The organism is Pantoea sp. (genome assembly GCF_032114055.1).
In the GTDB taxonomy this organism is placed as follows: domain Bacteria; phylum Pseudomonadota; class Gammaproteobacteria; order Enterobacterales; family Enterobacteriaceae; genus Pantoea.
The window spans coordinates 116037-135167 of sequence record NZ_DAMCTB010000009.1 but is presented as its reverse complement, the minus strand read 5'-3'; the positions used below and the strand labels follow the sequence as shown (position 1 = coordinate 135167).

The 19131-nt window shown below is 56.9% G+C and carries 17 protein-coding genes; 9 read left to right on the top strand and 8 right to left on the bottom strand.

What is annotated here, in order from left to right:
• Positions 1 to 6 precede the first annotated feature (6 nt).
• The 5 genes from ppk1 to mgtE all read left to right on the top strand — a co-directional run bounded on the left by ppk1 (position 7) and on the right by mgtE (position 6098).
• Positions 7 to 2067: a polyphosphate kinase 1 gene (ppk1, locus tag RT657_RS15325; RefSeq protein WP_313655479.1), complete on the top strand. Its 2061-nt coding sequence runs from the start codon at positions 7 to 9 to the stop codon at positions 2065 to 2067.
• Positions 2068 to 2072: 5 nt separating this feature from the next.
• A complete protein-coding gene (ppx, locus tag RT657_RS15320) occupies positions 2073 to 3599 on the top strand; it encodes an exopolyphosphatase (protein WP_313655478.1) in 1527 nt (508 codons plus the stop codon).
• Positions 3600 to 3640: 41 nt separating this feature from the next.
• Entirely contained in the window at positions 3641 to 4255 is a 615-nt protein-coding gene (tehB, locus tag RT657_RS15315; RefSeq protein ID WP_313655477.1) for a tellurite resistance methyltransferase TehB, read from the top strand.
• 100 nt (positions 4256 to 4355) lie between these two features.
• Positions 4356 to 4541, top strand: coding sequence for a YfgG family protein (locus RT657_RS15310; protein WP_313655476.1), 186 nt, complete (start codon positions 4356 to 4358; stop codon positions 4539 to 4541).
• Between the two features lie 123 nt (positions 4542 to 4664).
• The gene (gene mgtE, locus RT657_RS15305) at positions 4665 to 6098 is read left to right on the top strand and encodes a magnesium transporter (RefSeq protein ID WP_313655474.1); all 1434 of its coding nucleotides are present in this window, start codon (positions 4665 to 4667) and stop codon (positions 6096 to 6098) included.
• On the opposite strand, the gene RT657_RS15300 is transcribed toward mgtE, so the two are convergent.
• Entirely contained in the window at positions 6099 to 6596 is a 498-nt protein-coding gene (locus tag RT657_RS15300) for a DNA-binding protein (protein WP_313655472.1), read from the bottom strand.
• A 20-nt stretch (positions 6597 to 6616) separates the two neighbouring features.
• Positions 6617 to 6862 carry a hypothetical protein gene (locus RT657_RS15295; protein WP_313655471.1) on the bottom strand — a complete coding sequence of 82 codons (246 nt, stop codon included), beginning with the start codon at positions 6860 to 6862 and terminating at the stop codon, positions 6617 to 6619.
• 192 nt (positions 6863 to 7054) lie between these two features.
• Here RT657_RS15295 and RT657_RS15290 point away from each other — a divergent pair, with 192 nt between their 5' ends.
• Entirely contained in the window at positions 7055 to 7234 is a 180-nt protein-coding gene (locus RT657_RS15290) for a DUF2158 domain-containing protein (RefSeq protein WP_128085702.1), read from the top strand.
• 30 nt (positions 7235 to 7264) lie between these two features.
• On the opposite strand, the gene RT657_RS15285 is transcribed toward RT657_RS15290, so the two are convergent.
• From RT657_RS15285 to guaB, 3 genes are all read right to left on the bottom strand, one after another.
• Positions 7265 to 8038 (bottom strand): DUF3750 domain-containing protein, encoded by a 774-nt coding sequence (locus RT657_RS15285; RefSeq protein ID WP_313655470.1) that lies wholly within the window; start codon positions 8036 to 8038, stop codon positions 7265 to 7267.
• Positions 8039 to 8337: 299 nt separating this feature from the next.
• Positions 8338 to 9918, bottom strand: coding sequence for a glutamine-hydrolyzing GMP synthase (gene guaA / locus RT657_RS15280; protein WP_313655468.1), 1581 nt, complete (start codon positions 9916 to 9918; stop codon positions 8338 to 8340).
• A 68-nt stretch (positions 9919 to 9986) separates the two neighbouring features.
• Positions 9987 to 11453 (bottom strand): IMP dehydrogenase, encoded by a 1467-nt coding sequence (guaB, locus tag RT657_RS15275; RefSeq protein ID WP_313655467.1) that lies wholly within the window; start codon positions 11451 to 11453, stop codon positions 9987 to 9989.
• Between the two features lie 168 nt (positions 11454 to 11621).
• Between guaB and xseA the strand changes: the two genes are divergently transcribed.
• From xseA to RT657_RS15260, 3 genes are all read left to right on the top strand, one after another.
• Positions 11622 to 12995, top strand: a complete 1374-nt coding sequence (xseA, locus tag RT657_RS15270) for an exodeoxyribonuclease VII large subunit (RefSeq protein WP_313655466.1) — start codon at positions 11622 to 11624, stop codon at positions 12993 to 12995.
• A 108-nt stretch (positions 12996 to 13103) separates the two neighbouring features.
• On the top strand, positions 13104 to 14117 hold the full coding sequence (locus tag RT657_RS15265) for a M4 family metallopeptidase (RefSeq protein ID WP_313655465.1): 1014 nt from the start codon (positions 13104 to 13106) through the stop codon (positions 14115 to 14117).
• Positions 14114 to 14446, top strand: coding sequence for a protealysin inhibitor emfourin (locus tag RT657_RS15260; protein ID WP_313655464.1), 333 nt, complete (start codon positions 14114 to 14116; stop codon positions 14444 to 14446). The genes RT657_RS15265 and RT657_RS15260 overlap by 4 nt, the downstream gene beginning before the upstream one ends.
• Before the next feature lie 40 nt (positions 14447 to 14486).
• On the opposite strand, the gene RT657_RS15255 is transcribed toward RT657_RS15260, so the two are convergent.
• The 3 genes from RT657_RS15255 to der all read right to left on the bottom strand — a co-directional run bounded on the left by RT657_RS15255 (position 14487) and on the right by der (position 19000).
• A complete protein-coding gene (locus RT657_RS15255) occupies positions 14487 to 16928 on the bottom strand; it encodes a glucose/quinate/shikimate family membrane-bound PQQ-dependent dehydrogenase (protein ID WP_313655463.1) in 2442 nt (813 codons plus the stop codon).
• Between the two features lie 300 nt (positions 16929 to 17228).
• The gene (locus RT657_RS15250) at positions 17229 to 17417 is read right to left on the bottom strand and encodes a zinc-ribbon domain-containing protein (protein WP_313655540.1); all 189 of its coding nucleotides are present in this window, start codon (positions 17415 to 17417) and stop codon (positions 17229 to 17231) included.
• A 92-nt stretch (positions 17418 to 17509) separates the two neighbouring features.
• Entirely contained in the window at positions 17510 to 19000 is a 1491-nt protein-coding gene (gene der / locus RT657_RS15245; protein WP_313655462.1) for a ribosome biogenesis GTPase Der, read from the bottom strand.
• Positions 19001 to 19131: the final 131 nt, after the last annotated feature.

Sequence of the window (19131 nt, the reverse complement as noted above, 5' to 3'; positions counted from 1 at the left end):
GTGAGAATGGGTCAGGTAAAGCTTTATATTGAAAAAGAATTAAGCTGGTTATCTTTTAATGAACGCGTTTTGCAGGAAGCCGCGGACAAAAGCAATCCACTGATTGAGCGGATGCGCTTTCTGGGCATCTACTCCAACAATCTCGACGAATTCTATAAAGTGCGGTTTGCCGATCTGAAACGCCGGATCCTGATTGGTGAAGAGCAGGGTTCTGCCAGTACGCCACGCCATCTGTTTAAGAAAATCCAGCAGCGGGTAATGAAGTCCGATCAGGAATTTGATGCGCTCTACAATGAGCTGCTGCTGGAGATGGCGCGTAATCAGATCTTCCTGATCAACGAACGTCAGCTCTCCCTTAACCAGCAGGCGTGGCTGCGCCACTATTTCAAGCATGAGTTGCGTCAGCATATCTCGCCGATTCTGATCACCCATGAAACCGACCTGACCGAATTTCTTAAAGACGATTACACCTATCTGGCGGTAGAGATTATTCGCGGTGACGACATCCGCTATGCGCTGCTGGAGATCCCGTCCGATAAGGTGCCGCGCTTTATTAACCTGCCGGCAGAGCCGCCGCGCCGCCGCAAGCCGATGATCCTGCTGGATAACATTTTGCGTTACTGCCTGGATGATATTTTTAAAGGCTTTTATGATTACGACGCGCTCAACGCCTATTCGATGAAAATGACACGTGACGCGGAGTACGATCTGGTGACGGAGATGGAGTCGAGCCTGCTGGAGCTGATGTCCTCCAGCCTCAAGCAACGTCTGACCGCAGAGCCGGTGCGCTTCGTCTATCAGCGCGACATGCCGGAAGCGATGGTTGAGCTGCTGTGCCACAAGCTCTCCATCTCGAATTTTGACTCCATACTGCCGGGCGGCCGCTACCACAACTTCAAAGACTTTATCGGCTTCCCGAACGTCGGCAAAAACAACCTGATTAACCGCCCGCTGCCGCAGATCCGTCACATTGGCTTTGATGGCTTCCGCAACGGCTTTGATGCGATTCGCAACCGCGACGTGCTGCTCTACTATCCCTATCACACGTTTGAGCATGTGCTGGAGCTGCTGCGTCAGGCGTCGTTTGACCCCAGCGTGCTGGCGATCAAAATCAACATTTACCGTGTCGCGAAACATTCGCGCATCATGGATGCGATGATCCATGCCGCCTATAACGGCAAAAAGGTGACGGTGGTCGTAGAGCTGCAGGCGCGCTTTGATGAAGAGGCCAATATCTACTGGGCCAAGCGCCTGACAGAAGCCGGCGTCCACGTTATTTTCTCTGCGCCAGGCCTGAAGATCCACGCCAAGCTGTTCCTGATCTCGCGCCGCGAGGGCGAAGAGATTGTGCGCTATGCGCATATCGGCACCGGCAACTTCAACGAGAAAACCGCGCGACTCTACACAGATTACTCCCTGCTGACGGCAGACGCGCGTATTACCAATGAGGTGCGCCGGGTCTTCAACTTTATCGAGAACCCCTATCGGCCTGTGACCTTCGATCACCTGATGGTGTCACCGCAGAACTCGCGGCGGATGCTGTATGAACTCATCGACACCGAAATCGCCAACGCCCAGCAGAATAAGCCCAGCGGCATTACTCTGAAAATCAACAATCTGGTGGACAAAGGGCTGGTTGATCGGCTTTATACAGCCTCCAGCGTAGGAGTGAAGGTAAACCTCCTGGTGCGCGGAATGTGCTCGCTAATACCTGACCTGCCCGGGATCAGTGAAAATATTCGCGTCATCAGTATCGTTGACCGTTATCTGGAACATGATCGCGTCTATATTTTTGAGAATGGTGGCGATAAAAAGGTGTTCCTCTCCTCCGCTGACTGGATGACGCGTAATATCGATTACCGCATCGAAGTGGCCGTGGCGATCCTCGATCCCCGCATCCGACAGCGCATACTCGACATCATTGCCATTCAGTTGAGTGATACGGTGAAAGCCCGCGTCGTCGATAAAGAGCTGAGTAATCACTACGTCCAGCGCGGCAATCGTCGTAAAGTGCGCTCGCAGCTGGCGATTTATGATTACATCAAGACCCTGGAACAACCTGAATAAATCCTATGCCAATTTCTCATAAAAGTACGCCAAAACCCCAGGAGTTTGCGGCGATTGACCTGGGCTCGAACAGTTTCCACATGGTGATTGCGCGGGTTGTCGATGGTGCGATGCAGGTACTGGGTCGCCTTAAGCAGCGCGTTCACCTGGCTGATGGCCTGGATGCGCAACACAACCTCAGCGAGGAGGCGATGGAGCGCGGGCTGGCCTGCCTGGCCCTGTTCGCCGAGCGTTTGCAGGGGTTCAGTCCCAGCAACGTGACGATCGTCGGTACTCATACGCTACGTGAAGCGGTCAACGCCGAAACCTTCCTGCAGCGGGCTGCCGAGGTGATCCCCTACCCTATCGAGGTGATTTCAGGCCATGAAGAGGCGCGTCTGATCTTTATGGGCGTGGAGCACACGCAGCCGGAGAAAGGCCGCAAGCTGGTGATCGATATCGGCGGTGGCTCCACCGAACTGGTGATTGGCGAGGATTTTGAACCGCAGCTGGTCGAGAGCCGTCGTATGGGTTGCGTCAGTTTCGCTCAGGTCTACTTTCCGAAAGGCGAAATCAGCCGCGAAAACTTCCGCCGCGCCCGTTTAGCGGCAGCGCAGAAGCTGGAAACCCTGGCCTGGCAATATCGTCTTCACGGCTGGCAGTACGCGCTGGGCGCCTCCGGAACCATCAAAGCCGCCTGCGAAGTGCTGCAGGCGATGGATGAGAAAGAGAAGCTGATTACGCCCGAGCGTCTCGACAAGCTCTATGACGAGGTAATGAAGCACAAATCTTTTGCGGCCCTGAGTCTGCCGGGCCTCTCGGAAGAGCGCAAAGGCGTGTTTGTACCGGGGCTGGCGATTCTGTGTGGTGTGTTTGATGCGCTGGCAATTCGCGAGCTGCGCCTCTCCGACGGCGCGCTGCGTGAAGGCGTGCTGTATGAGATGGAAGGCCGTTTCCGTCATCAGGATATTCGCAGCCGGACTGCGCAGAGCCTGGCGAACCATTACGCTATCGACAGCGATCAGGCGCGTCGGGTGCTGGAAACCACCGAGCAGCTCTATCTGCAGTGGCGCGAGCAGAACCCGAAACTGGCGAACCCGCAGCTGGCTGCCCTGCTGAAATGGGCGGCGATGCTGCATGAGGTGGGCCTGACCATCAATCACAGCGCTCTGCAGCGCCACTCGGCCTATATCCTGCAAAATACCAACCTGCCAGGCTTCAATCAGGATCAGCAGATGCTGCTGGCGGCGCTGGTCAGATTCCACCGTAAAGCGGTGAAACTCGATGAGCTGCCGCGCGTCACGCTGTTTAAGAAAAAGCAGTTTGTGCCGCTGATTTTCCTGCTGCGCCTGGGTACGCTGCTGAATAACCAGCGCCAGGCCACTACCCGTCCCGACTCCTTAACCCTGAAATGTGATGACGGCCACTGGACGCTGGTTTTCCCGGCTGGCTATTTCAGTCAGAACAACCTGGTCCAGCTCGACCTTGAACGTGAGCAGGTTTACTGGAATGACGTCACGGGATGGAAACTGATCCTTGAAGAAGAAGCCTGATCACCCGGGCGCCTGGCGCCCTTTTCACTGAACTGAAGACGATGACACAACCAACCGCACCGATTTCAGGCGATAACTATTTCGCCGAAACCTATGGCCTGACGCCGCCCCACTCTGAAGTGGTGGCGGCGCTGCCTAAGCTGACCGTCGGCAAGGCACTTGACCTGGGCTGCGGCGTGGGCCGCAATACACTGTTTCTGAATCAGCACGGTTTTGACGTCACAGCGTGGGATCACAACCCGCAGAGCCTGGCGCGCCTGCAGGCCATTATTGAGCGGGAGGCGCTGAGCGGCATTCATACCGAGCAGCGTGACCTGAATAATACGCGCTTCAATGGCGGCTTCGACTTCGTGCTGTCGACCGTGGTGATGATGTTTCTGCAGCCGCAGACCATTCCTCAGCTGATTGCCGATATGCAGGCCTGCACCGTCAGAAACGGCTACAACCTGATTGTTGCAGCGATGAACACGCCGGATTTGCCCTGCCCGTCAGATTTCGCCTTTGCGTTTAAGTCAGGTGAGCTCAGCCACTACTACCGCAACTGGCATATCGTGAAGTACAACGAGCATCCCGGTCAGCTGCATCGCACCGACGAAAACGGCAACCGCATTACCTGCCGTTTCGCTACGCTGCTGGCGCAGAAGGCGAGCTACTGATCTTTATCTGCTGTTTTTTTCTACAGCGATTGATTTCATCAGGCGACTGTGACTAAATATTGCAGTCGCCCTGCATGGGTCATTACAGGAACCACCCCGCGTGAACAGCGCTATTTCTCCCCGAAGACGTCAGAAAACCGGCACCATGACCCGTATTGTGTTGCTGATCAGTTTTATCATTCTTTTTAGTCGCCTGATTTTTATCCTGCCTGCTGCCTTCGAGCATCATCAGCAACAGAAAACGATCCCCGAGCCGGTTGCTATCACAACAGGTGACACGCGCTAACGAATCGTGATTTTTTCGCCTGAAACCTGAACATAATCCAGACAACCGGACGCTTTTTTGCATCCCTTTTTCAGGCGAAACGCTACACTTCGTGCTGGTGCTTTCAGACTAAAGGGATCAATTGTGTCTGCCTCTCATTCTCAACGTTTAAGTGAAATACGTCATCGCATTCTGACGCTGCTGCTCAACGAGCACGATCTGGTTGATGCGCTTCTGGAGAAATCCGGCGATCTCAGCCCTGAGCAGCAACGTGAAAATGCGGTCCGGCGCGATGCGCTGGAACAGGACATTCTGCAACTGCACGCCGCCGACCTCGCGGATATTCTCGAAGCCTTGCCCGAAGAGGAGCGTCAGGCGCTGTGGCGGCTGGTGCCGAATGAACGGCGCGGCCATGTGCTGGTGGAAGCCTCTGAAACGGTCTGGGCCAGCCTTACCGAAGAGATGAGCGACCGTGACATCCTGCGCGCCATCCAGCCGCTGGATATCGACGATCAGGTCTGGCTGGCGCGTTATCTGCCTCGCGACCTGACCGGACGCCTGCTGGCGACCGTTGAGCCTGCACTGCGTGCCCGTATGCTGAGCATGGTGCAGCTTGACCGTGACCGCGTCGGCCGCGTCATGGATTTCAATATCCTGACGGTGCGCGATGATGTCACGCTGGCGACCGTGCAGCGTTTTCTGCGCAAGCGCAAAAGCATGCCCGGCGGTACCGATAAACTCTTTATCACCAATAAACAGAATCAGCTGCTGGGCGAGCTGATGCTGACCGATATCCTGCTGAATAAACCCACCACACGGGTCAGCGACGTGATGAACCCGCGGCCAACCACCTTTCAGCTCAATGACAAAGCCGAAGATGCGGCCAGCGCCTTTGAACGTTATAACCTGATCTCGGCCGCCGTCACTGATGCAAAGGGCAAACTGATTGGCCGTGTCACCATTGAAGACATCATCGACCTGGTGAATGCCGAAAACGAAAGCAACATCCGTAAAATGGGCGGGATCAGTCAGGAAGAGGACGTGTTCGCGCCGGTACGCAAATCGGTGCGCAAACGCTGGGCCTGGCTGGCTATCAACCTCTGCACCGCCTTTATTGCCTCCCGGGTTATCGGCCTGTTTGAAGGCACCATTTCCCAGATTGTGGCTCTGGCGACACTGATGCCCATCGTCGCCGGTATCGGCGGCAATACCGGCAACCAGACGATAACCATGATTGTGCGGGCGCTGGCCTTACATCAGGTTGAACCGGGTAACTTCTCGTTTCTGATTGTCCGTGAACTCGGCGTTGCGCTGATCAACGGCCTGTTCTGGGGCGGCATCATGGGTGCCATTACCTGGCTGATGTATGACAATATGGCGCTTGGCGGCGTGATGATGCTGGCGATGGCGCTGAATCTGCTGCTGGCCGCACTAATGGGCGTCCTGGTGCCGCTGGTCATGACCAAAATGAAGCGCGATCCGGCGGTGGGCTCCAGCGTCCTGATCACCGCACTGACCGATACCGGCGGCTTCTTTATCTTCCTGGGGCTGGCGACGCTCTTCCTGCTGCCGCACTAATCAGGACTGTATGCCGTAGCGTTGCAGCGACCCGTTGAGATTACGCTGCCGTGTGACCTGGGCCAGCTCACAGGTGGCAGCAGGCAGCGCATAGTCTCCGCGCTGGCTCAGCCACTCCAGCACATCCGACAGATGCCAGATGGCGGTTTTGCCGTCATGCACCGGCAGCGGAAACGGTGGACGATGGCTGAGCATCAGCTTCCGCATATTCTGCCGGGTCATACCGACAATCTCAGCCACATCTGTTAAGCCGACAAAATCGGGCGCAGCCTCCACCAGGGTGGCACCCGGAATGGCACGCTGCACATCCTCTTCCGCCTGAATCAGCGCCGCCGTTGCCGAGTCCGCTTCCCGGGTAAATTCCAGGGCGATTCTGCCCGGCATCCCCAGGCCTATCAGCGCATCATCACAGCCTGCTTCAGCCAGCGTTTCCAGCATTGCATCTGCCGGGGCATGCCCTTCTGGCAGGCTGAACCGCAGTGTAAAACAATATTCCATGGATCTCTCCTTATGCTGCATCAGGACTTCAGATAGTGACAATTATCGACCACGCGCCGCAGTGCGCAGGCATGCTGATGTGCGTTTCTGGGTGTGCTCCAGATACAGGTCAGACAAAATTCCCCGCATCGGCACGTCAGCAGATTTTTCGGGCAGTACATTTTTCCCCATGCGTGATGACCGCTGGTGACCACCAGCCAGCCATGTGATTCGGCGTAGCGCAATGCCGTTTCAATCTCTTTGTTGGGGTGCCGCTTCCTTGCCATATTTTTTCCCTATTCTGAGCCTGAATCATTTGGTTGTCAACTGACAACCAGCAAAAATATTTTCTTGTTCTCAGCATGCGCAGACTTTTTCTCACAGTAAAACTGCCAGGATATAAACTGGAAAACGGTACGCAAAAAATCGTCAGCGGCACGCTTCATCTGGCGTCATCAACAGCAAACAGCGGAGGCAGAATGTTTAAAGCAGAGGATTTTGTTCAGTCGAAAACCGGCGGCCCTAAAATGCAGGTGCTCCGGGTCGAAGGTGACACCCTGTGGTGTGCACGGGTGGATGATGCGACGAAGAAGGAGATAGAAGTTAACGCAGAGAGCGTCAACCTCTATCACGAAGAGGGTGATTTTGGCGTCTGCTGACATGAAATGGCCCCTGTCGGGGCCTGACTGTCAGGGTTTGTTTTGCTGAAGATTATCATTGCCCAGACCGCCAATAAACGGCAGCCGCAGCCGGAATGGCATAAAATCGAGTCCCATATTCAGCCCCAGAAGATTCACCTCAAACCCCTCTTCCGCGCCCAGCGTCACGCCCGCCACACCCAGAATCGATACCTGCACGCCGCGCCCGGAGGGCGGCAGACCGACCGGACGCCACAGCGGCCGGTAATCTTTACCCAGCGCGTTCGCAGGCAGATCAAGCTTCAGGGCGGGTACTTCCCGGCCAATATGCGCCAGGAAAGTATTGCTGTTCGGCCCTGGCCAGGCGCGGTACGTGGTCGGCCACGGATAAGATTGAATCGCGGCTTCAATCTGCGGAATCATCGCCTGTGCTTCCGGCCCACGGTGATCCACCAGCAGCCTGGGTTTAGCGCCATACCAGTAGCCATCCGGCAGATTAGAATTGCGGCGGACTTTATCGCCGCTGCCCCAGCTGATCACTTCATAGCGCGTGTAGCGCGTTTCACCGGCACGCTTGAAGATGATCCAGGGGTGCACCGCTACCCGCCCTTTCCAGCCATAAGTCGGTGCCGCGTAGACCTGTACGACAGCCAGGCTGTATAGCGCGCGCGGATCGGGCGCAATGCCAGCCGAATCGCGGCGGGCCGTCGCCCAGCCGCCCCGCTCTGCGGTTTCGCCGTGACGCGTCGCCTGCGCGATGCTGGCTCCGAGTGACAGCAGCAGGACGGCAACAAAAAACAGGCTGAATACTTTCAGTGAGAGCATGACAACATTCCTGATGGCGTTAGGATCACGACGTGCCCGATCAGCAGGCATTTCAGTAAGCGGCTTTAGAATAAACGTTATCGAAGCGGCGGATAAAAGCAGGACACAATAGGGGGCAGGTACAGGCTTTTACAGCATGGAGAATAGCGTAATTCCCGGCAAAGTGAACAGAAAATCGCCAGCGATACGTATGGATGTGCTGAAAGGTTAAAACAGGCGTTGCGGGAAGTTAAGCTGGTAAAAAAGCCCGCGGGTCAGCGGGCTTCAGAAGGGTCAGGCGTTAACCAGCCGGCGGGGGATCATTCCCACTCAATCGTTGCTGGTGGCTTACCGCTGATGTCGTAGACGACGCGGGAAATACCGTCGACTTCGTTGATGATGCGGTTAGAGACGCGGCCCAGGAACTCATACGGCAGGTGCGCCCAGTGTGCGGTCATAAAGTCGATGGTTTCCACCGCACGCAGCGAGACAACCCAGTCATATTTGCGGCCATCGCCCATTACACCGACCGAACGAACCGGCAGGAAGACGGTGAATGCCTGGCTGACTTTGTTGTAAAGATCCGCTTTGTGCAGCTCTTCGATGAAGATAGCATCGGCACGACGCAGCAGGTCGCAATACTCTTTTTTCACTTCGCCCAGCACGCGCACGCCCAGACCCGGACCCGGGAACGGATGGCGGAACAGCATGTCGTACGGCAGGCCCAGCTCCAGACCAATCTTACGCACTTCGTCTTTGAACAGCTCTTTCAGCGGCTCAACCAGGCCCATCTTCATCTCTTTCGGCAGGCCGCCGACATTGTGGTGCGATTTAATGACGTGCGCTTTACCGGTAGCCGATGCCGCCGACTCAATCACGTCAGGATAGATGGTGCCCTGCGCCAGCCACTTCACGTCCTGCAGCTTCAGCGCTTCTTCGTCAAATACTTCCACAAAGACGCGGCCGATGGTTTTACGCTTCGCTTCCGGATCGTCGATGCCCGCCAGCGCATCCAGGAAGCGCATTTCGGCCGGGACATGGATGATGTTCAGGCCAAAGTGGTCACCGAACATATCCATTACCTGCTGTGCTTCGTTCAGGCGCAGCAGGCCATTGTCCACAAACACGCAGGTCAGACGGTCGCCAATCGCACGATGCAGCAGCATCGCCGTCACGGAGGAGTCCACACCGCCTGACAGACCGAGGATCACTTTGTCGTTGCCAACCTGCTCACGCAGGCGCTCAACCGCATCTTCGATGATCTTGGCTGGCGTCCACAGGGCTTCACATTCACAGATGTCGATGATGAAGCGCTCCAGCATCCGCAGACCCTGGCGGGTATGAGTCACTTCCGGGTGGAACTGCACGCCGTAAAAACGTTTCTCTTCGTTGGCCATAATGGCAAATGGGCAGGTTTCTGTGCTGGCAACGGTCACGAAGTCCGCCGGGATAGCCGTGACTTTGTCGCCGTGGCTCATCCAGACATCCAGCAGCGGTTTACCGGCCGCGCTGATCGCATCTTCGATATCGCGAACCAGGGCGCTTGGCGTGGTAACTTCCACCTGCGCATAACCAAACTCACGTTCGGTTGAACCCGCCACTTTACCGCCCAGCTGCATCGCCATGGTCTGCATACCGTAGCAGACGCCCAGTACCGGCACGCCCGCGTTAAACACATATTCAGGCGCGCGCGGGCTGTTCAGTTCGGTAGTGCTTTCCGGGCCACCGGAAAGGATGATGCCGCTTGGGTTGAACGCGCGGATCTGCTCTTCGGTGACATCCCATGCCCAGAGTTCACAATAGACGCCAAGTTCGCGCACGCGGCGTGCGACCAGCTGCGTGTATTGTGAGCCGAAATCGAGAATCAGAATGCGGTGCTTATGGATATTTTCCGTCGTCATTGAGGGTTTTCCAGAACGGTGACTTGAACAATAAAAGCGCCCGGCTAAAGCCGGGCGGGAAATCGGGATTATGAACCCATGCGGTAGTTCGGTGACTCTTTGGTGATGGTCACGTCATGCACGTGGCTCTCGTTGATGCCCGCGCCACTGATGCGGACAAATTCCGCTTTGGTACGCAGGTCATTAATGGTCGGGCAACCGGTCAGACCCATGCACGAACGCAGCCCGCCCATCTGCTGATGGACGATCTCTTTCAGACGGCCTTTATAAGCTACGCGGCCTTCGATGCCTTCCGGCACCAGTTTGTCCGCGGCGTTATCAGTCTGGAAGTAGCGGTCAGAGGAGCCTTTGGACATCGCGCCCAGTGAACCCATACCACGATAGGATTTGAATGCACGACCCTGATAGAGTTCGATCTCACCCGGCGACTCTTCGGTTCCTGCCAGCATCGAACCGACCATCACACAGGATGCACCGGCGGCGATCGCTTTCGCGATATCACCAGAGAAACGGATACCGCCATCGGCAATGATCGGAATCCCGGTACCTTCCAGCGCGGCGACGGCGTCAGAAACGGCCGTGATCTGCGGTACACCCACGCCAGTCACGATACGGGTCGTACAGATAGAGCCCGGGCCGATACCCACTTTAACCGCGCTCACGCCTGCTTCAACCAGCGCCAGTGCGCCCGCACCGGTCGCCACGTTACCGCCGACGATCTCCAGATCCGGGTACTTTGCGCGGGTTTCGCGGATACGTGACAGCACGCCTTCGGAATGGCCGTGAGAAGAGTCAATCAGCAGCACGTCAACGCCCGCCGCGACCAGCGCATCAATGCGCTCTTCATTGCCGGCACCGGCACCCACAGCGGCACCGACGCGCAGACGCCCCTGCGCATCTTTACAGGCGTTAGGTTTACGTTCAGCTTTCTGGAAGTCTTTAACGGTGATCATGCCCAGCAGATGGAAGCTGTCATCCACCACCAGCGCTTTCTCGACGCGTTTTTCATGCATTTTATGCAGGACAACGTCGCGCGCTTCGCCCTCTTTCACCGTCACCAGACGATCTTTCGGGGTCATGACGGCAGAAACAGGCTGAGAGAGGTCGGTGACAAAGCGCACGTCACGACCGGTGATGATACCCACCAGTTCATTGTCGCCGTTCACTACCGGATAACCCGCAAAACCATTACGCTCGGTCAGCGCTTTGACGTCAGACAGCGGCGTGGTCGGCAGAACGGTCTGCGGTTCGGTCACGACGCCGCTCTCGTGCTTCTTCACCTTGCGCACTTCATCCGCCTGGCGTTCAATCGACATGTTTTTATGGATGAAACCCAGACCGCCTTCCTGTGCCAGCGCGATCGCCAGGCCCGCTTCGGTCACGGTGTCCATCGCAGCAGAGAGCATAGGAATATTTAAACGGATATTTTTGGTCAGCTGCGTGCTGAGGTCGGCCGTGTTTGGCAGGACGGTGGAGTGAGCAGGAACGAGCAGAACGTCGTCAAAAGTGAGTGCTTCTTTAGCGATTCTTAACATGGCAATACTCCACCTCGGGTGATTGAGATTAGATAAAATATTGCCGCGGCATTATACAGGCCGTAATCGATTGCCTCCACTATTTTTTGCGGAAAAGTCTTGATCCGCTCTGGCAGGACTGTAGTATCGGTGAATTAACCTCCTGATTTGGAATTTGATCTTCGTCACATGTCGCTGCCACCCATTGCCAATATTTTTACCGTCAGCCGTCTCAATACGACAGTGCGTCAGCTGCTGGAGAAAGAGATGGGCCTGGTCTGGATCAGCGCCGAGATCTCCAATTTCAGCCAGCCCGCATCCGGTCACTGGTACTTCACGCTGAAGGATGATGGCGCGCAGGTTCGCTGTGCCATGTTCCGCAACAGCAACCGGCGCGTGACCTTCCGGCCTCAGCATGGTCAGCAGGTGCTGGTCCGCGCCAGCATTACCCTCTATGAGCCTCGCGGCGACTATCAGCTGATTGCCGAAAGCATGCATCCGGCGGGCGAAGGGCTGCTCCAGCAGGAGTTTGAACGGCTGAAGGCAAAGCTGGCAACCGAAGGCCTGTTTGAGCCGCAGCACAAGCAACCGCTGCCGGACCCGGCGCGTCAGGTCGGGGTGATCACCTCCTCCACCGGTGCGGCGCTGCATGATGTATTGCGCGTGCTGCATCGCCGCGATCCCTCCCTGCCCGTCGTGATCTATCCCACCGTAGTTCAGGGCGTTGATGCCCCGGCGGCTATCGTCCGGGCGATCGAAATCGCCAACCTGCGCAACGAATGCGACGTGTTAATTGTCGGTCGCGGTGGCGGGTCGCTGGAAGATTTGTGGAGCTTTAACGACGAACGCGTTGCGCGCGCTATCTTTGCCAGCTGCATTCCTGTTGTCAGCGCGGTCGGCCATGAAACTGACGTCACCATTGCCGACTTTGTGGCGGACCTGCGTGCGCCGACCCCCTCCGCCGCCGCCGAGCTGGTCAGCCGGAATCAGGTTGAGCTGCTGCGCCAGTTGCAGTCGCAACAGCAGCGGCTGGAGATGGCGATGGATTACTATCTGGCCCGCCAGCAGCGGCGCTATAGCCGTCTTGAGCATCGTCTGCAACAGCAGCATCCTCAGCTGCGCCTGGCGCGCCAGCAGACCGCTCTGTTCCGCCTGCAGCAGCGTCTGGGTGAAGCGATGGAAAACCGTCTGCGTCACGCCACGCGCCAGCAGGATCGCCTGCTCCATCGCCTCAGTGCGCAGCAGCCGCAGCAGCGTCTGTTTGAGGCGCAGAAACAGCTGCAGAGCTGGCACTATCGCCTGCAGCAGAGCATGGAAAAACAGCTGAACAGCCGTAAACAGATCTTTGGTCAGCGGGTCGCTCAGCTGGAAGGCGTCAGTCCGCTGGCCACGCTGGCGCGGGGGTTCAGCGTGACCACCGACACGGCCGGTCAGGTGGTGAAAAATACCGGACAGCTTCAGAGCGGCGACCTGCTGCGCACCCGTCTTGATGATGGCTGGGTCGAAAGCCAGGTCACGCAGTTAGTGCCAGAAAAAAAACGCCGTCGCAAAAACCTCGCCTGATTCTGCCGCCCTGCCTGTTTCCCTGATTAACGCTGGCCTCAATCATGAGGCCCATCCCGCCTCAGAGTCTATACTTTCCGGACCATCCCTGATGCCAAGGAGTCTCACATGGCTTACTGCGTTATTCCTCCCTATATCCTTCGTAAGATCATTGCTCACGGTTCCGGCCACCAGCAGGAGCAGGCGCGCCGCACCCTGACACACGTTCAGCACCTGATGGCCGAACACTGGCAAAAACCCACGGTGGCAAAAACGGCCGTCGGCGGTCAGGTGGATCGTGAAATTTATGATGCACAACGTCAGCAGACCCTGCCGGGCAAGCTCATCCGTCAGGAGGGCCAGCCGGGCAATGACGACGTGGCGGCAGATGAAGCCTGGGACTATCTGGGCGTCACCTATGATTTCTTCTGGCAGGCCTATCAGCGTAACTCACTGGATGGTCAGGGCCTGAAGCTGCTGGGCACCATCCACTACGGTGAGAAATATCAGAATGCCTTCTGGAACGGTCAGCAGATGGTCTTTGGTGATGGTGACGGCGAGATCTTCAATCGCTTCACGATTGCGATCGACGTAGTGGCACATGAACTGGCCCACGGCGTCACGGAAAATGAAGCCGGGCTGATCTACTTCGAGCAGGCGGGTGCGCTGAATGAATCGCTGTCGGATGTCTTCGGCTCGCTGGTGAAGCAGTTCAGTAAAAAGCAGCGTGCTGATGAGGCAGACTGGATCATCGGCGAAGGTCTGCTGGCAAAAGGCATCAATGGACGTGGCCTGCGCTCGATGTCTGAACCGGGCACGGCGTATGATGACCCGATGCTGGGCAAAGACCCGCAGCCTGCGCACATGGATCACTATGTGAAGACGCGCGAGGATAATGGCGGCGTGCATATCAATTCCGGCATTCCTAACCGGGCGTTCTATCTGGCGGCCACGGCGCTGGGCGGCTATGCGTGGGAACAGGCGGGCTACGCCTGGTATGACACCCTGTGTGACGACGAACTCCCGCAGGATGCGGACTTCAAAACCTTTGCCCGCTTCACGGTTCAGCACGGCGAAAAACGGTTTAATCAGTCGGTCAGCAAAGCTATTGAACAGGCGTGGAAGGAGGTTGGCGTGCTATGAGTGACCTGCCCGAACTTACCGATGATGCTACCGTCGTCGTCGCACGGGAAGGCGGCATGGCTTTTATTCCGGGGCTGCGCGCCGAGCGGCGCTTTATGCTGGGCGAGCTGCCTGCGCCTGAAAAGCAGCGGGTTTGTCACGCGCTGGAGCAGGCCATGCCTCTGGGTGAACCGGAGGAGAAAGCCGCGCAGGTGGGCAGCGGCGATCAGCGCTATTTTCGCATTCAGATTCAGTATGCAACCCGCCGGGAGTCGGGCACCATTGTGCTGCTGATTCCGGAACAGGTGGCGCCACCTGAACTGCAGGCGCTCTGGCGTGACGGGAAATAAAAAAAGGGCCGACAATGTCGGCCCTTTTGCTTGTCAGCGGTTACTTGCTGTCTGGCAGCGCGTAAGCAATCACATAATCACCGCGGTCGGGTGACTGACGTGCGCCGCCCGCTGAGATCAGGATGTACTGCTTACCATCTTTCGGTGAGACGTAGCTCATCGGGCCGCCTTGGCTGCCGACCGGCAGACGTGCTTTCCACACCTCTTTACCGGTTGAGGCATCAAAGGCGCGCAGATAGTAATCCTGCGTACCGGCGATAAACACCAGTCCACCCTGGGTGGCCAGCGTACCGCCCAGCGTTGGCATACCGATTGGCATTTTCATGCGCATCTTGATACCAAACGGACCGGTATCCTGCACCGTGCCGACCGGAACCTGCCAGACGATTTTCTGAGTTTTCATATCAATCGCTGACAGCGTACCAAATGGCGGCTTCTGACAGGGGATGCCCAGCGGTGACATAAAGCGGTTTTTGTTCACGGCATAAGGCGTACCTTTCAGCGGAACCGCGCCCATGCCGGTGTTGATCGCTTCACCACCGTTGCTGCCACGTGAAATGTTGTTGGTGTCAGCCGGGATCATCTGTACCCACAGGCCCAGACGCATATCATTGACGAACAACAGATGGTTGTTCGGATCTGTCGACATGCTGCCCCAGTTCATTCCTCCCAGTGAACCCGGGAAGCTCAGAGACTTGTCGGTGCCCGGCACCGTGAACAGGCCGTTGTAGCGCATTGATTTAAAACCAATGCGGCACGCCAGCTGGTCAAACGGCGTCGCGCCCCACATATCAGACTCTTTCAGCGTCTGATTGCCAATCTGCGGCATGCCGGTCGAGTGTGGCTGGGTTTTGGTGTACTGCTCGTTCGGGATTTGGCCCTGCGGCATCGGCAGTTCTTCGACTTTGGTCAGCGGCTTGCCGGTCATACGGTCAAGCACGAAGATCATGCCGGTTTTCCCCCCAATGACGACCGCTGGCGTGGTGCTGCCATCTTTCTGCGGGAAATCAATCAGGCTGGGCTGCATCGGCAGGTCAAAGTCCCACAGATCGTTGTGAACCGTCTGATAGACCCACTTCTCTTTGCCGGTCGTCGCATCCAGCGCCAGAATTGACGCGCCATATTTGTGATCCAGTTCGGTACGATTCGCGCCCCAGAGGTCAACCGACGAGCTGCCCATCGGGATAAAGACGGTGTTCATTGCCGGGTCATAAGACATCGGTGCCCAGGAGTTCGGCGTACTGCGGGTGTAATCTTTCCCCGGCATCAGAATCGCATTCGGGTCGGTATTGCCCGGGTCAAACGCCCAGCGCATCTGACCGGTGATAACGTCGAAGCCACGCAGCACCCCACCCGGCATATCGGTCTGTACGTTGTCAGCAACGCGACCGCCGACTACCACGGTGGTACCCGCCAGGGTTGGCGCGGACGTCAGCTGATACTGCGGATCCGGTGCCTGACCCAGGCCCGCTTTGAGATCGACCGTGCCGTGATTACCGAAGTTCTCACAGAACTCACCGTTATCTGCGTTGATGGCAATCAGACGCGCATCGATGGTGTTCATCAGGATACGGCGCTGACAGCTGTCTCCGGCGGGCAGCACAGCGGCAGGCACCGGCGTGGAGCCTGGCTTGTCTGGCTGCTGCAGCGGTTTAGTCGCATCAAAATAGGCCAGACCACGGCAGCGTGGCCAGACTTCCGCCTGTGCGTTGATTTCGCGTTTCCAGATCGGCTTACCGGTGTTGGCTTCCACGGCGATGACGTTGTTGTGCGGTGTGCAGAGGTAAAGTGTGTTGCCGACCTGCAGAGGGGTCTGCTGGTCTTCTGCGCCGTTACCGGTCGGGCTGATCGGAGTATCGCCGGTGCGGAAGGTCCAGGCCACCTGCAGATCTTTCACGTTGTCGCGGGTGATCTGATCCAGCGCGACAAAGCGGCTGCCCTCAGGGTTATTGCCGTAGTTATCCCAGTCTTTCTGCTGTTTAGCCTTATCCACGGGGATCAGCGGCAGCTCTTGGCCTGTGGCTGCCACGGTCGGATGCGGCTGGAACATCTGCACCAGCGTCGCCACCATGCCAGCCGCCAGCAGCCCAGAGAAGAGGTAAGCGGGTTTTGCCAGTGAGGGCTTACCTTCGTGCTTACGCAGCGAAGGCCAGATCAGGAAGGCCAGCAGCATCAGTCCGGCAGGCACCATCAGACGGGAGACCAGCGGCCAGAACGCCAGACCCGCGTCAAACAGGGACCAGATCAGGGTGCCGAGGAAGACCAGCAGGAACAGAACCACTGCCGACGATTTGCGCCGGAAGAACTGAATTGCGGAGAGGACCGTGACGATACCCGCAATTAAAAAGTATCCGCTGCCACCAAGGGCGACCAGCTTACCGCCGCCGATGGCAAAAAACAGACCGGTGGCAAGCAGCACCAGCCCGAGCAGTACGGATGCAATTCCCAGCCCCTTTCCGGAGCGGGAGGATGTTTCAGCCATAACACTTACTCTCCTGAATAAACAGAGCGGCCAGACAGGACGCATCCGGACTCCGCCACGCGATTAACGCGGCACAGAGCATCGCTCGGTTTCAAATCGAATATAAACAGACCCGCGTCCGTGAGTTTCTGGGGGCCGGAAGAGCATAAATTGCGCTGCCTCTCCCACGACGCGGCAGGATTGTACCACCTGGTACATTACAGAGTGAACATGTACAACCCATTTGTTACGATGCAATAGCATTTTTGCTACAAAATAAGCGGGGATTCATCCTGCTGCCGCAGAGGGTGGACAGCGGGTTCAGCAAGCCGGTAAGCGGAAACGCAGGCGAGAGCGGGAGTTCAGGCCATGTCTGTTGCGGCAGAAAGCGTCCATTGCGCCGCAGGCTCTGCTTACCTCAAGGGGAGCGTGGCACGTCGGGCAGCAGGGCTGTGCGGGAAAATGGGCTCCACAGCAAGGACAGAACAATTCGCCGTCGCGGGGCGACAGCGGTTACTGGCAGGTTTCACAATGCTCACATCTGCCACGCCTCCGGTAGCCGATTTCAGGCAAAAAAAAGAGGGCCTGCTGGCCCTCTCCGTTTAACGCTTGTTCTTTTTCATGTGCGCCATGAGACGCTTACGCTTACGCTGTTGAGTCGGTGTCAGCAGGTTACGCTTGCCTTCATAAGGGTTTTCACCCTCTTTGAACTGGATACGGATAGGCGTGCCCATCACGTTCAGTGATTTACGGAAGTAGTTCATCAGGTAGCGTTTATAAGAATCCGGCAGATCCTTAACCTGATTACCGTGAATCACGACGATAGGCGGGTTATAGCCGCCGGCATGCGCATACTTCAGCTTTACGCGACGGCCGCGCACCAGGGGTGGCTGATGGTCATCTGCTGCCATGTTCATGATACGGGTCAGCAGCGAGGTGTTTACGCGACGGGTCGAGCAGTCATAGGCTTCGGTAATGGACTCGAACAGATTACCCACACCGCTGCCGTGCAGCGCAGAGATAAAGTGGATACGTGCGAAATCGATAAAGCCCAGACGGAAGTCCAGTGTCTCTTTGACTTCGTCACGCACTTCCTGCGACAGGCCATCCCATTTGTTGACCACAATCACCAGCGAACGACCACTGTTGAGGATAAAGCCCAGCAGCGAAAGGTCCTGATCGGAAATACCGGCGTGGGCGTCGATGACCAGCATGACTACGTTGGCATCTTCGATCGCCTGCAGCGTCTTAATGACCGAGAATTTCTCAACGGTGTCCGAGATTTTGGCACGCTTACGCACGCCTGCGGTGTCGATCAGAACGTATTCACGTTCGTCGCGCTCCATCGGAATATAGATGCTGTCACGGGTGGTGCCCGGCATGTCATAAACCACAACGCGGTCTTCACCGAGGATACGGTTAGTAAGCGTTGACTTACCTACGTTTGGACGGCCGACAATCGCCAGTTTAATCGGCAGGCCAGTCGGATCAAAATTCTCTTCTTCCTCTGCAGCCTGCTGTTCCGCCGACTCTTCAGCGTCCAGCGCCGCCCAGTAAGCCTGGTTCTCTTCTTCTTCCGTGAGTTCGACCTCTTCAACCTTTTCCATCCACGGCAGCAGCGCCGTTTCAATCAGGCTGGTGACGCCACGACCGTGGGACGCGGCAATCGCATGGATTTCGCCCAGACCCAGGGAGTAGAAGTCGATCACCGCCTGATCCGGATCCAGTCCATCCGTTTTGTTCGCCACCAGGAAGGTCGCTTTCTGACGGGAACGGAGATGTTTCGCGATTTGCTGATCGGCCGCCATCATGCCGGCACGCGCGTCGACCATAAACAGTACGACGTCCGCTTCTTCAATCGCCAGCAGTGACTGCTCGGCCATCCGCGTTTCGACACCCTCTTCAGTGCCGTCGATACCGCCGGTATCAATAACAATAAATTCGCGCCCTTCCACTTCGGCGCGACCATATTTGCGATCGCGAGTCAGTCCAGGAAAATCCGCTACCAGCGCATCACGTGTGCGGGTTAAGCGGTTAAATAGCGTAGATTTTCCCACATTGGGACGCCCAACCAGCGCGACCACAGGTACCATAACAAAATGCCTCAATTGAAAATGAATCGCCCGAATGGCGTGATTATAACGGCTCTGGCCGTCAAGTTCAGGCTTAAGGCGCAAAGAATACCATGCCTGACTAAAAACGAAACGGCCCCTGATGAAATCAG

What these genes read in the sequence shown, in the direction of transcription:
- ppk1 (WP_313655479.1), top strand. Translation starts at nt 7, where the DNA reads ATGGGTCAGGTAAAGCTTTATATTGAAAAAGAATTAAGCTGGTTATCT.
- ppx (WP_313655478.1), top strand. Translation starts at nt 2,073, where the DNA reads ATGCCAATTTCTCATAAAAGTACGCCAAAACCCCAGGAGTTTGCGGCG.
- tehB (WP_313655477.1), top strand. Translation starts at nt 3,641, where the DNA reads ATGACACAACCAACCGCACCGATTTCAGGCGATAACTATTTCGCCGAA.
- RT657_RS15300 (WP_313655472.1), bottom strand. Translation starts at nt 6,596, where the DNA reads ATGGAATATTGTTTTACACTGCGGTTCAGCCTGCCAGAAGGGCATGCC.
- RT657_RS15295 (WP_313655471.1), bottom strand. Translation starts at nt 6,862, where the DNA reads ATGGCAAGGAAGCGGCACCCCAACAAAGAGATTGAAACGGCATTGCGC.
- RT657_RS15290 (WP_128085702.1), top strand. Translation starts at nt 7,055, where the DNA reads ATGTTTAAAGCAGAGGATTTTGTTCAGTCGAAAACCGGCGGCCCTAAA.
- RT657_RS15285 (WP_313655470.1), bottom strand. Translation starts at nt 8,038, where the DNA reads ATGCTCTCACTGAAAGTATTCAGCCTGTTTTTTGTTGCCGTCCTGCTG.
- guaA (WP_313655468.1), bottom strand. Translation starts at nt 9,918, where the DNA reads ATGACGACGGAAAATATCCATAAGCACCGCATTCTGATTCTCGATTTC.
- guaB (WP_313655467.1), bottom strand. Translation starts at nt 11,453, where the DNA reads ATGTTAAGAATCGCTAAAGAAGCACTCACTTTTGACGACGTTCTGCTC.
- xseA (WP_313655466.1), top strand. Translation starts at nt 11,622, where the DNA reads ATGTCGCTGCCACCCATTGCCAATATTTTTACCGTCAGCCGTCTCAAT.
- RT657_RS15265 (WP_313655465.1), top strand. Translation starts at nt 13,104, where the DNA reads ATGGCTTACTGCGTTATTCCTCCCTATATCCTTCGTAAGATCATTGCT.
- RT657_RS15260 (WP_313655464.1), top strand. Translation starts at nt 14,114, where the DNA reads ATGAGTGACCTGCCCGAACTTACCGATGATGCTACCGTCGTCGTCGCA.
- RT657_RS15255 (WP_313655463.1), bottom strand. Translation starts at nt 16,928, where the DNA reads ATGGCTGAAACATCCTCCCGCTCCGGAAAGGGGCTGGGAATTGCATCC.
- der (WP_313655462.1), bottom strand. Translation starts at nt 19,000, where the DNA reads ATGGTACCTGTGGTCGCGCTGGTTGGGCGTCCCAATGTGGGAAAATCT.